Annotated in this window: 7 protein-coding genes; 4 read left to right on the top strand and 3 right to left on the bottom strand. The window is 72.1% G+C overall.

Going from position 1 to position 13,196, the window contains the following annotated elements; all coding sequences use genetic code 11:
• Positions 1-14 precede the first annotated feature (14 nt).
• Complete coding sequence (locus AB0I54_RS26580) at positions 15-1,826, top strand: glycoside hydrolase family 18 protein (RefSeq protein WP_363298672.1); 1,812 nt, start codon at positions 15-17, stop codon at positions 1,824-1,826.
• Here the strand turns inward: AB0I54_RS26580 and AB0I54_RS26575 are convergent.
• The gene (locus AB0I54_RS26575; protein ID WP_363298671.1) at positions 1,765-2,424 is read right to left on the bottom strand and encodes a phosphatase PAP2 family protein; all 660 of its coding nucleotides are present in this window, start codon (positions 2,422-2,424) and stop codon (positions 1,765-1,767) included. The genes AB0I54_RS26580 and AB0I54_RS26575 overlap by 62 nt on opposite strands.
• 479 nt (positions 2,425-2,903) lie before the next feature.
• Entirely contained in the window at positions 2,904-4,238 is a 1,335-nt protein-coding gene (gabT, locus tag AB0I54_RS26570) for a 4-aminobutyrate--2-oxoglutarate transaminase (protein ID WP_363298670.1), read from the bottom strand.
• A 254-nt stretch (positions 4,239-4,492) separates the two neighbouring features.
• Between gabT and AB0I54_RS26565 the strand changes: the two genes are divergently transcribed.
• The 3 genes from AB0I54_RS26565 (at position 4,493) to AB0I54_RS26555 (ending at position 10,118) form a co-directional block, all read left to right on the top strand.
• Positions 4,493-6,616 (top strand): ATP-binding protein, encoded by a 2,124-nt coding sequence (locus AB0I54_RS26565; protein ID WP_363298669.1) that lies wholly within the window; start codon positions 4,493-4,495, stop codon positions 6,614-6,616.
• Positions 6,617-6,738: 122 nt separating this feature from the next.
• The gene (locus AB0I54_RS26560; RefSeq protein ID WP_363298668.1) at positions 6,739-8,352 is read left to right on the top strand and encodes a PucR family transcriptional regulator; all 1,614 of its coding nucleotides are present in this window, start codon (positions 6,739-6,741) and stop codon (positions 8,350-8,352) included.
• 320 nt (positions 8,353-8,672) lie between these two features.
• Positions 8,673-10,118 (top strand): aldehyde dehydrogenase family protein, encoded by a 1,446-nt coding sequence (locus AB0I54_RS26555; RefSeq protein WP_363298667.1) that lies wholly within the window; start codon positions 8,673-8,675, stop codon positions 10,116-10,118.
• A 106-nt stretch (positions 10,119-10,224) separates the two neighbouring features.
• Here AB0I54_RS26555 and AB0I54_RS26550 read toward each other — a convergent pair whose 3' ends face one another.
• Entirely contained in the window at positions 10,225-13,056 is a 2,832-nt protein-coding gene (locus AB0I54_RS26550; protein ID WP_363298666.1) for a glycoside hydrolase family 3 C-terminal domain-containing protein, read from the bottom strand.
• Positions 13,057-13,196: the final 140 nt, after the last annotated feature.

The following is a 13,196-nucleotide window of genomic DNA, read 5'->3' as shown; positions in this document are numbered from 1 at the left end:
GCCCGGAGGCACTTGTGGATCGCGTCAGACCTCGCACCAGATCCCTCCTCGCCGCGCTCACGGCGGCGCTTCTGGCCGTACCCGGCATCACCGTGCTCTCGTCGGCCGCCCGTGCGGCCGACGCCGACCTCGCCAGGAACGGTGGCTTCGAGTCCGGTCTCGACGGCTGGAGCTGCACGGCGAACAGCGGTGCCACCGTCAACTCTCCAGTGCACGGCGGCACTTCGGCTCTCCAGGCGACCCCGGCCGGCAGTGACAACGCCCAGTGCGCGCAGACCGTGACGGTGAAACCCGACTCCCAGTACACGCTGTCCGGCTACGTCCGCGGCTCCTACGTCTACCTCGGCGCCAACGGCACCGGCACCACCGACGTCTCCACCTGGACCCAGTCGGCCCCCGCCTGGCAGCAGCTCAGCACGACCTTCCGCACCGGCGCCGCCACCACCAAGGTCACCATCTACACCCACGGCTGGTACGGCACCGGCGCCTACTACGCCGACGACATCTCCCTGACCGGCCCCGGCGTCGACCCGGGACAGCCGCCGACGGTTCCCAGCGGACTCAAGGCGGGCACCGTCACCTCCTCCAGCGTCGCCCTGTCCTGGACGGCGGTCACCGGCGCCACCGGCTACGCGGTCTACCGCGACGGGGTCAAGGACCGGACCGTGACCGGCACCTCGGCGACCGTGACCGGACTGACGCCCTCGACGGCGTACGGCTTCCAGGTCACCGCCCTCAACGACGCGGGCGAGTCCGCGAAGTCCGCGACGGTGACCGCCACGACGACCGCCGGATCCGGCGGCTCGACCGACCTGCCCACCCACGCCCTGGTCGGCTACCTCCACACCACCTTCGCCAACGGCTCCGGCTACACCCGTCTCGCCGACGTACCCGACAGCTGGGACGTCATCGACCTGGCCTTCGGCGAGCCGACCTCGGTCACTTCCGGCGACATCCGTTTCAACCGCTGCCCGGTCACCGAATGCCCGAACGTCGAGAGCGACGCCGACTTCAAGGCGGCGGTCAGGGCCAAGCAGGCGGCCGGCAAGAAGGTGCTGATCTCCATCGGAGGCCAGAACGGCCAGGTGCAGCTGACCACCACGGCGGCCCGTGACACCTTCGTCTCCTCCGTCTCCCGGATCATCGACGACTACGGCCTCGACGGCCTGGACATCGACTTCGAGGGCCACTCGCTGTCGCTCAACGCCAACGACACGGACTTCAAGAACCCGACGACACCCGTCGTGGTCAACCTCATCTCGGCCCTGAAGACCCTCAAGGCCCGCTACGGCGCGAAGTTCGTCCTCTCCATGGCCCCCGAGACCTTCTTCGTGCAGCTGGGCTACCAGTACTACGGCACCGGCAAGTGGGGCGGCCAGGACCCGCGCTGCGGGGCCTACCTCCCGGTCATCTACGCCCTGCGCGACGACCTGACGCTCCTGCACGTCCAGGACTACAACTCGGGCCCGATCATGGGCCTCGACAACCAGTACCACTCGATGGGCGGCGCCGACTTCCACATCGCCATGACCGACATGCTCCTGACCGGCTTCCCGGTCGCGGGCGACGCGAACAACGTCTTCCCACCGCTGCGCCCCGACCAGGTGGCGATCGGCATGCCGGCGTCCACCAACGCGGGCAACGGCTATGTCACCCCGTCGGAGGTCACCAAGACCCTCGACTGTCTGACGAAGAGGTCGAACTGCGGCTCGTACACCACCCACGGCAGCTGGCCCGCCCTGCGTGGCCTGATGACGTGGTCGGTCAACTGGGACCGGTTCGCCAACTGGGAGTTCCAGCGGAACTTCGACGCGTACTTCGGCTGAGGAACGCCCACAGCGCGAACAGCAGCACGGAGCACAGACACCAACTGGCCAGGACATCCAGGGGCCAGTGGTAGCCGCGCCGGATCAGCCCGAAGCCGACACCGAGGTTGACCACGGCACACACGGTCACCAGCAGCCGCCGGGCGAGCGCCGTGACGAGCCAGGGGAGGAGGATCAGCGTCGCCGCGCCGTACGCGACGGCCGCGGTGGCCGTATGGCCGGACGGGTAGAAGCCGCCGGCCCAGGGCATGACCGGGGTTCCCGGACGGTCGGTCCACGCCTTCAACGGCACGACGATCGCCGGGACCAGGGCCATCAGGACGGCGGCGGCGACCGGTGGTAGCCACCAGCGGTCGGCGCCGCCGCGGCGGCCCAGCCAGAGGACGAGGCCTATGGCGACCGCGAGCACCGGAACCGCCACCTGGACGTTGCCCAGGTCGGAGAGGGCCGCCGAGATCCGGTCGGGATGGACGAGGGCGCGGCTCACCCGCTCGTCCACGCGCAGCAGCGGGCCGTCGGCCATGACCTGCCAGGTGATCAGTACGAACAGGAGGATGGGTACAGCGGTCACGGGCCACAGCTTCTCAGGAGTCCGCATCAGCGCTGCCGCGACTCCTTGAGAACCTCGATTCCCACCCGATCGGTGTCGTCCGGATCGCCGTTGAGCCGGTGGACCACGAGCAGGCGCACGAGCAGATCGGTGCGACGCATGGTCACCAGTGTGGAAGACAGTGCGGGAGAAGGAGGTCGGCCGCCCCGGAACAGGGGGGGGTAGTTCCGAGGCGGCCGTCCGGATCGGAACGCCGCGCGCCCCGGGGGGTTTGGGGCGGGCGACTGTCCGATCGGTGAGGAGATTCCGAAGCCGAAGGCCCCGGTTGTGTGCGCGAGGGCACGACCAGGTCGAAGCTGGGGAGGCGACGGCCTGATGTCGCCCACAGTCCCCTGTGGGCGGGGTGTATCTCTCATCTGAGGAAGAACCTACGGCAGGGGATGGCTCCAAGACAGACGGAATCGCGTCCCGCCATCCACCTCGCACACCTTCTTCACACGGCCTGACGCTGGGCGCCGGAGTGTGAATCAGATACGAGCGAACGCCTGCTCGATGATGTCGAGGCCCTCGTTCAGCAGGTCCTCGCCGATGACCAGCGGGGGCAGGAAACGCAGCACGTTGCCGTAGGTGCCACAGGTCAGGACCAGCAGGCCCTCCTGGTGGCAGGCCTTGGCGAGGGCGGCGGTGGCCTCCGGGTTCGGCTCCTTCGTCGTACGGTCCTTGACCAGCTCGATGGCGATCATCGCGCCACGGCCGCGGACGTCGCCGATGATGTCGAACTTCTCGGCCATCGCGCCCAGGCGCGCCTTCATGACCGCCTCGATGTTCTTCGCCTTGGAGTTGAGGTCGAGCTCCTTCATCGTCTCGATGGAGCCGAGCGCACCGGCGCAGGCGACCGGGTTGCCGCCGTAGGTGCCGCCGAGGCCGCCGGCGTGCGCGGCGTCCATGATCTCGGCGCGGCCGGTGACGGCGGCGAGCGGCAGACCGCCCGCGATGCCCTTGGCCGTCGTGATCAGGTCGGGGACGATGCCCTCGTCCTCGCAGGCGAACCACTGACCGGTGCGGCAGAAGCCCGACTGGATCTCGTCGGCGACGAAGACGATGCCGTTGTCGTTGGCGAACTTCACGATCTCCGGCAGGAAGCCCTTGGCCGGCTCGATGAAGCCGCCCTCGCCGAGCACCGGCTCGATGATGATCGCGGCGATGTTGTCCGCGCCGACCTGCTTGGACATCTGGTCGATGGCCATCTTGGCGGCCTCGGGGCCCGCGTTCTCCGGGCCGGTCGGCCAGCGGTAGGCGTAGGCGACCGGGACGCGGTAGACCTCGGGGGCGAAGGGACCGAAGCCGTGCTTGTACGGCATGTTCTTGGCGGTGAGCGCCATCGTCAGGTTGGTCCGGCCGTGGTAGCCGTGGTCGAACACGACGACGGCCTGGCGCTTGGTGTACGCACGCGCGATCTTGACGGCGTTCTCGACGGCCTCGGCGCCCGAGTTGAACAGCGCGGACTTCTTGGCGTGGTCACCCGGGGTGAGCTCGGCGAGGGCCTCGGCGACCGCCACATAGCCCTCGTAGGGGGTGACCATGAAACAGGTGTGGGTGAAGTCGGCCAGCTGGGCGCTCGCACGGCGTACGACGGCCTCGGCCGAGGCGCCGACCGAGGTCACGGCGATGCCGGAGCCGAAGTCGATGAGGCGGTTGCCGTCGACGTCCTCGATGATGCCGCCGCCCGCACGCGCGGTGAACACGGGCAGCACGGAGCCGACGCCCTGCGCGACCACGGCGGTACGGCGGGCCTGCAGCTCCTGCGACTTCGGGCCGGGGATGGCGGTGACGACGCGGCGCTCCTGCGGAAGTGCGCTCATGACGGGCTCCTGGGGGTATTACGGACTCTTGTCTACTTTTCTTTTCTCGCAGGCTAGGACCGGGAATGGGGGGTGGGCATGCTCCATGTGGGCGTTGTCAGGACCTGCGCTTGTCCGCGGTGGACATAGCGGGGTGACGGTGCGGTCGGGCCCGGGCCGGACCGCTCGGCCGCGTAAGCGGTGAACTCCCCTTGCGGGGGCGTTAGATTGACTCGCTGATGGTGCACGACACGGCTGGTCAGGGGGAAAGGGCGATGGACAGCGACGGGACGCAGGACACGCGGGGTACGCACGCGAATCCCGTACCGCGTCCGGCGGGGCCACAGGACGCTCCCGCGATGCCGCCGCGACCTGCGGTGCCTCCAGGGGTGCCCCCCTTGCCCGACGGTTCGACGTTCCTGGCCTGGCTGCGGGCGCCCCGGCCGGAGGCGGCACCGGGGGTGTGGCGGTTCGAGTACAGGCCGCGGGCCGACCAGGAGCCCGACGAGATGTCGGCGCGGCAGCTGCTCAGTGGCGCGCTGATCGCCTTCCTGGTGGGCTGGCTCGTCTGGTCACTGCTGCAGAACGACTATCTCGGAGGCTGGTGGTGGGTGCCCTTCGACCTGATCGTCCCCGACGCGTGGCGCGGCAGCGACAGTGAGATCGGCAATCTCGTCCTGTACCAGGGATACGAGCTGCTCGTCGCCGTGATCATCATGGCCGTGGTGGGCAAGCTCGGCCGCTGGGGAGAGGTGTGGCGGCGGTTCGTCGTGCCCCGTCTGAAGCGCCCGGAGCCCCTCCACGCGCCGGCAACGCCGCAGGAGGACCCCGCCCAGTGGCCCCACCTGCGCGCCGCCGGGGCCGCCGACGCCGCCGACCGGCTCGCCGCCGAGGCCCGCTCCGGGCTGATGCGGGACGTCGACCTCGCCCGTATCGCCCGCGCCTGGCAGGGCGTGCGCAGCGGCCGGCACAGCCTCGCCGCCTTCACCACCGCCGTCGTCAAGGACGGCGCCGCCGCCTGTCTGCACCCCTCCGGGGAGCGGGACCTGCCGGGCCGCCTCGCCCGGCACGACCTGGTCACCGGGCAGGTGCGGCTCGGGACCACCGCGGACGACCCGCGCAACCCCTACCACTACCGCGGCTCCGGACTCGCCCTCGGCACCGACCTGCTCGGCACCTCCCTGCTCGCCGTGGGCCCGGCCGGCTCAGGCAAGACCGGCAGCGTCGTACGGCCGCTCGCGGAGTCGCTGTGCCTGCACGCGCTCGCCGGACGGGCCTCCGTCGTGGTGGTCGGCGCGGCGGGCGCCGGGCTCGGCACGTCCGACGCGTACGACGTCGTCGTACGGATCGCCCATCCCGAATCGGTGTACGACCTCGATCTGTACGGCGGCACCACCGACCCGGACGAGGCCGCCGCGATACTCGCCGAGGCCCTCGTCGGCGACCTCGCCGATCCGCACCCGGGAGGCGACAGCCGCCGCTCCACCACCGTCCTCGCCCAGCTGCTCGGCCCGTTCCGGGCGGTCCACGCCCGCTTCCCCTCCGTACCGGAGCTGCGTCAGCTGCTCGACGGGACCCCCGGTCCGCTGGCCGCGCTGCGCAAGGCGCTGCAGGACACCGGGCAGGAGTCGCTGCTGCGCGAACTCGACGCGCGCGAGCGGCAGTTGGGCCACCCCGGGGACGTGGGCGCGGTGCTCGCCGACCGGATCGCACTGCTCGACCGGCCCGCCTTCGCCGGGTTCTTCGACACCTCCGGGCAGTCCCGGCCCTTCTCGCTCAAGGCGCTCGACCACCCGGTGCGGGTCCGTATCGACCTGCCCGAGCGCGGGCACGCGGACGCCTCGCGGATCCTGGCCCGGCTGGTGCTCGCCCAGTTCACGGCGAGCGTGGCGGTACGGGAGGACCGGTCGCTGTTCGCCTGTCTGCTGCTCGACGACGCGACCGGAGCGGTGACCCCGGAGGCCGTGCGCGGGATCCAGCGGCTGCGCTCCGCCAATGCCGGTGCCGTGCTCACCCTGCGCACCCTGGACGACGTACCGCGGCCACTGCGCGGGCCGCTGCTGGGCGCCGCCGGGTGCCGGATGGCCCTGTCCGGGCTCACCCCGTGGGACGGCCAGGACTTCGCCGAGGTGTGGGGCAAGGAGTGGACCGAGGCGCGGGACGTGACCGACCGGCAGATCATCGCCGAGACCCCGGCCGGCAAGGCCGTGCACATGCTGCGCCGGGTGATCACCGGCAAGGCACCGACCGCGCGGGCGGTGACCGTCCGGCAGGTCGAGCGGGAGCGCTGGTCGGCGTCCGAGCTGGCGCACGGGGTGCCGCCGGGTCATGCGGTGCTGTCGCTCACGAACGTCAAGGGGGAGCACGCCCCGCCCCTGCTGGTGGACCTCCGCGGCTGAGGTCCGTCCCTCCATAAGGTCACCGGGTCTCCATACGGTGCGGCAGAATCGGCATAGGCTGTTCATACGAAGCGGCCAAATGATCGCAATGATCACCCGATCTCCCCAGACCTGAAGGCCTCATGCCCCCGACGCTCGCCTCGCTCGTCCACCACTCCGCGCTCAAGCTGACCGTGCGGGCGGGCGAGGACCGCCTGGACGTGCCCGTCCGCTGGGCGCATGTGAGCGAGCTGGCCGACCCCGTGCCCTACATGGAGGGCGGGGAACTGCTGCTGATCACCGCCCTGAAGCTGGACGCCGATGACCCCGAGGCGATGCGCCGGTATGTGAAGCGGCTGGTCGGCGCCGGAGTCGTCGGGCTCGGGTTCGCCGTCGGCGTCAACTACGACGAGATCCCCAAGGCCCTGGTCGACGCGGCCGAACAGGAGGGCCTGCCCCTGCTGGAGGTGCCGCGCCGCACCCCCTTCCTCGCGATCAGCAAGGCGGTGTCCGCCGCGATCGCCGCCGACCAGTACCGCGCGGTCACGGCGGGGTTCGCCGCCCAGCGGGAGCTGACCAGGCAGGCGCTGAGCGCGGGCCCGGAGGGGCTGCTCACCGCGCTCGCCGCACAGGTCGACGGCTGGGCGGCCCTGTACGACGCCTCGGGCGCCGTCGTCGCGACCGCGCCGGAGTGGGCCGGGCGGCGCGCGGCACGGATCACCGCGGACGTGGAGCGACTGCGGGAGCGGCCCGCGCCCGCCTCGTCGGTGGTCGGCAGCCCGGAGACCGAGGACCGCGTCGAACTGCACTCCCTGGGCACGGGCAGGCGGCCGCGGGCCGCGCTCGCCGTCGGCACCGCCGCGCCCCTCGGCACCGCCGAACGGTACGCCGTCCACTCCGCGATCGCCCTGCTCACCCTCACCACCGAGCGCTCCCGCTCGCTGCAGGCCGCCGAGCAGCGGATCGGCGCGGCCGTGCTGCGGATGCTGCTGGCCGGGCAGCCGGACCACGCCCGGGCCGTCGCCGGTGACCTGTACGGCGGGCTCCTCGACGCGCCCTTCCGGATGATCGTCGCCGAGCCGGTGTCCGCGTCGGCCGCCCGGGCGCACGCGGACACCCACGCCCACGCGGGCGGTGATCCGCTGGGCGGGCTCGCGGAGACCGTGGAGGCCGCGGCAGCGCGCTCCGGGGAGGCCGTGCTGGTGGTCCCCGAGGGGGAGCGGCTGGTCGTACTGGCCGGGGACGGGGGAGCGGCGGTCGCCGCCTGCGCGGAGTACGCGGCGGCGCTGGAGGCGGCACGGGCCGTACCCGAGCATGCTGCCGTGGACGAGGACGAGCTGGTCGTGGGCCTGTCGGCGCCGGCCGGACCGATCGCCGCGGCCGCCGCGTACAAGCAGGCCGAACAGGCGCTGTCGGTGGCCCGGCGGCGGGGGCGGGTGCTCGTGGAGCACGAGCAGCTGGCGGCGGGCTCCGTGCTGCCGCTGCTGGCCGACGACGCGGTGAAGGCGTTCGCGGACGGTCTGCTGCGCCCGCTGTACGAGCACGACGCGACCGGGCGCGGCGACCTGGTGGCCTCCTTGCGCGCCTGGCTCTCCCGCCACGGCCAGTGGGACGCGGCAGCGGCGGACCTGGGGGTGCACCGGCACACGTTGCGGTACCGGATGCGCAGGGTCGAGGAGATCCTGGGGCGCAGCCTCGACGACCCCGACGTCCGGATGGAGCTGTGGCTGGCGTTGAAGGCGACCACCCCGGAGTAGCGGTACAAAGACAGCCCGTCTGGGGGTACCCCCTGCTCGCAGAGCTTGGGGGAGATTGAGGACGAGGCCGTCCAGGCCGATCGGGGGTCCAGGGGGCGGAGCCCCCTGGCGGGGTCGAAGGGGCGGAGCCCCTGGAGGTGGGACGGGTAGGGGCGGCGGGGGGCGAAAAACTCGCGGCCCCAGCCCCCCACCACGCCAATCCGGCGCATCCCCACCCCCCACCACTACGACTCGGACAAGCACCCCCCGCGCACCCCCGCCCTACCGTGGGACACGAAAGCACACGCGCATCCCCAACGCGGAAAGGCCGGATCCCGCTCATGACTTCCACCCACGCCTTCTGGCTCGCCGGCCGCCAGGTCACCGGCGAGGACACCCTCGACGTCACCTCCCCGTGGGACGGCCGACTGGTCGGCAAGGTCAGCGTGCCGACGGACGCCCAGGTCGAAGAGGCCGTGGCCGCCGCGTACGCCGTGCGCAACGAGTTCGCCGCCACCCCGGCCCATGTGCGCGCCGCCGCCCTGGACCACGTCAGCAAGCGCCTGGCCGAGCGCACCGAGGAGATCGCCCAGCTGATCTCCGCCGAGAACGGCAAGCCGATCAAGTGGGCCCGCGGCGAGGTCGGCCGCGCCGTGTCCGTGTTCCGGTTCGCGGCCGAGGAGGCCCGCCGGTTCAACGGCGGCGAGGCCCAGCGCCTCGACACCGACCTCGGCGGCCAGGGCCGCCTCGCGCTCACCCGCCGCTTCCCCAAGGGCGTCGTCCTCGGCATCGCGCCGTTCAACTTCCCGCTGAACCTGTGCGCCCACAAGGTCGCCCCGGCGATCGCCGTCGGCGCCCCGATCATCCTCAAGCCGGCACCCGCCACCCCGCTCTCCGGCCTGATCATCGGCGACCTGCTCGCCGAGACCGACCTGCCCGCCGGCTCCTGGTCGGTCCTCCCGGTCGCCAACGACAAGATGCCCGCCCTCGTGCAGGACGAGCGCCTGCCGGTCATCTCCTTCACCGGCTCCGACAAGGTCGGCTACGCGATCATGGACTCGGTGCCGCGCAAGCACCTCACCCTGGAACTGGGCGGCAACGGCGCGGCCGTGGTCCTCGGTGACTTCGCGAGCGACGCGGACCTGGACTGGGCCGCGACCCGCATCGCGACCTTCTCCAACTACCAGGGCGGCCAGTCCTGCATCTCGGTGCAGCGCGTGATCGTCGACGCCTCCGTCCACGACCGTCTGCTGCCGCGCATCGTCGCCGCCGTCGAGGCCCAGGCCACCGGCGACCCGTCCGACGACAAGACGGACGTCGGCCCGCTGGTCAGCGAGGCCGCCGCCGAGCGCGTCGAGTCCTGGGTGAAGGAGGCCGTCGAGGCCGGCGCCACCCTGCTCACCGGAGGTGACCGCGACGGCGCCTCCTACGCGCCGACCGTCCTCACCGACGTGCCGGCCGACACCACCCTCGCCTGCGAGGAGGTCTTCGGACCGGTCCTCACCGTGCAGAAGGTGGACGGCGAGGCCGAGGCCTTCGCGGCGGTCAACTCCTCCAAGTACGGCCTCCAGGCGGGCGTGTTCACCCATGACCTCCAGGTCGCCTTCCGTGCCCACCGCGCGCTGGAGGTCGGCGGCGTGGTCATCGGCGACGTGCCGTCCTACCGCGCGGACCAGATGCCGTACGGCGGTGCCAAGCAGTCCGGCGTCGGCCGCGAGGGTGTGAAGTTCGCGATGGACGACTACACCTACGAGCGCGTGCTGGTCCTAACCGGGCTCGCCCTCTAGCTCACCTGGTTCACGGGGACCGTTTGCGCACGGGTCCCCCGAAGGGGCCCGGCACCGATGCCTTCCGGTGCCGGGCCCCTTCTCTGTGCCGGCCTCCTCCGGACCCTCAACCGGAGAAGCCGACGTGCGCGAGCCGCACCGGCCCGCGCAGCCTGACGCGGACGTCGTGCACGCCCTCGGCGACGATCCCGGCGCCGAGCGTCCGGTAGTCGTACGGGCCCGGCGTGCCCGGCATCAGCGTGACCAGCGCCGGGCCGCCCTCCAGGAACAGTTCGACCATGCCCTCGCCCGCCACCCGCGCCGTCACCTCCGTCACACCGTCACCGAAGTCGCAGTCCCGGTAGACGAGTTCGCCGCTGCCGCCGTCCACCGGGGTGACCGCGTCCCCCGACACCTTCGTCCGGTCGACTATGGCGATGCCGGACTGCTCGTCGAAGTCGGCCGCGTGCAGGCCGGATTCGCACACCGGACGCGGCGCCGCGGGCTCGCCGTCGAGGAGGACGGTCGTCCGCAGCCGGACGTCCTCACTGGACGCGCCGACCAGCAGGTCGTACGGGCCCTGCTCCAGCCGCCACCGGCCCAGGGCCACGTCCCAGAACTCGAAGGCGGACAACGGGACTTGGCAGGTCAGCTCCGTACGCGCGCCCGGGGCCAGGGTCATGCGGCGGTGCGCGACCAGTTCGCGGCGCGGGCGGACGGCCGAGGGCTCCACGGCGCGGGTGTAGATCTGGACGACCTCGTCGGCCGTGACATCACCGGTGTTGGTGACCGTGAAGGACACCTGGACGCAGCCGTCCTCGACGCGCGCCGACAGGTCGGCGTACGAGAACGACGCGTACGACAGGCCGTGGCCGAAGGGGAACAGCGGGGTGCCCTCGAAGTACAGATAGGTCTGGCGGGCGCCGATGACGTCGTAGTCGAGCAGGTCGGGCAGGTCGGAGTCGGCCGCGTACCAGGTCTGCGGGAGGCGGCCCGCGGGGGAGACGTCACCCGCCAGCACCCGGGCCAGCGCGGTGCCCGCCGCCTGCCCGCCGTGCGCGGTCCACAGCACGGCGGGCAGCCGCGCGACATCCACCGCGTAGGGGTACGCGGAGACCAGGACCAGCGCCGTACGGGGGTTCGCGGCGCGGGCGGCGCGCAGCAGCCGCTCCTGCTGGGCGGGCAGGCTCAGGGTCGTACGGTCCTCGGTCTCGCGGCCGTTGATGTGCGGGTCGTTGCCCGCGACCACCAGGACCACGTCGGCCCGTGCCGCGACGGCGGCCACGGCCTGCTCGCCGCGCTCGGTCACGACCAGCTCGAAGATTTCCGGCTCCCCCTCGGCAACCTTCACTCCGTCGGCGGCGACACGGACGGGGCGACCCGTGCCGACATGCCGCAGGAGGTGACCGCTGCCGTGGGGTTCGAGGCGGAACGTCTCCTGGACGACCCAGCCGCCGGGCTGGTCCGCGGACGCGCGCACATATCCGTCCTCGGCGACCGAGAGGTAGCGGCCGTCGGGGGCACGGAGCGTGAGGACGCCCTCGCCCCAGTCGACGAGGGCGAGTTCGGTGCCGGTGGCATCGGTGGTGAGCGGGGGCAGATCGGTGCGGCCGGAGAGCAGGGCGGGATCGAGGGCGCCCTCGGCCCCGCGCGTCTCCTCGGGCGCCTCGGGAGCCGGCGGCACCTGGAGGAACGTACCGGCGGACGTCCGCAGCCGGATCCGGTCCACGCCCTCCGCGAACTCCACGCGCTCGGCGCCGAACCGCTCGTACAGCCCCTCCAGCGGTGTGGACCGGTGCAGGAGCGTGCCGCTGTACCAGTCGAGCTTGCACTCGTCGGCGAGCAGGCCCACGACGGCGACGCGGGTGTCGTGGGCGAGGGGCAGCAGACCGTCGTTCTTCAGCAGGACCACCGCCTGTTCGGCGGCCTCCTGGGCGAGCGCGCGATGCGCCGGTGTGTCGAACTCGCCGGTGCCCACGTGGGGGTCGTGGCGCGGGTCGAACTCGCCGAGCCGGAAGCGGACCGAGAGCTGGCGGCGCACCGCGGTGTCGATGTCCGACTCGGTCAGCAGGCCCTGTTCGAGGGCGCCCCGGAGCCGGGCGGTGATCTTCGAGCTGTCCGTGCCGTGGTCGGTGAAGCTGTCGACGCCGGCCAGGACGGCCGCCGCCGTCGCCTCCTCATGGGTGTCGAAGTAGTGCTCGGAGTCGACCAGGTTGGAGGGCGCGCCCGCGTCCGAGCAGACCAGCAGGTCCTCGTCGGTCCAGGTGCGCAGCTGCTCGCGCAGATACGGGGAGAGGTGATTGGGGCGGCCGTTGACCAGGTTGTAGGCGGGCATCACACCGGCCACCGCGCCCGACCGCACCGTCTCCCTGAAGGCGCGCAGGTCGTACTCGTGCAGCACGCGCGGGCGCACCGAGGAGGACGTGACGTCCCGGCCCGTCTCGTTGTTGTGTGCCAGCCAGTGCTTGAGGACCGGCGCGGTGCGCCAGTACACCGGGTGGTCGCCGCGCAGGCCGTGTGTGTACGCGGTGGCGATCGCCGAGGTCAGCCTCGGGTCCTCGGAGTAGCCCTCCTCGTTGCGGCCCCACAGCGGGTGGCGCAGCAGATTGACCGTCGGGGACCAGACGTTGAGGCCCACGCGGTCGTCGTGGGCGCGCAGCGCGCGGAGCTCCCGGGACACCGCCTCACCCACGCGCCGCACGAGGTCGGTGTTCCAGGTCGCGCCGAGGCCGACCGCCTGCGGGAAGACGGTGGCCGGGCCCATCCAGGCCACACCGTGCAGCGCCTCCTGGCCGGTGCGGAACGCGGCGATGCCGAGCCGCTCGACGGCGGGCGCGAACTGGTGCAGGAAGGAGACCTTCTCGGCCGGGGTGAGCCGCGCCAGCAGGTCGTCGACGCGCTTCGCGAACGGCAGGTGCGGATCGCGAAAGGGCGGCGTGGGCGGCGTGTGTGCGGTCACGTGCGGTTCCCCTTGCTACGGAGCGACGAGCGGCTTTCGAAGCGCTTCGATGCTCATTCGACACAGGGGTGGTGTCAAGACGCCCTCACCGATATTTCAAGCAGCACATAAGGAGAGGTCGCCTCGTACGCCTCGGAGGA

It is taken from the genome of Streptomyces sp. NPDC050625, assembly GCF_040654755.1.
In the GTDB taxonomy this organism is placed as follows: Bacteria; Actinomycetota; Actinomycetes; order Streptomycetales; family Streptomycetaceae; genus Streptomyces.
The sequence above is the reverse complement of the archived record's forward strand: the minus strand, read 5'-3'. Positions and strand labels throughout refer to the sequence as shown.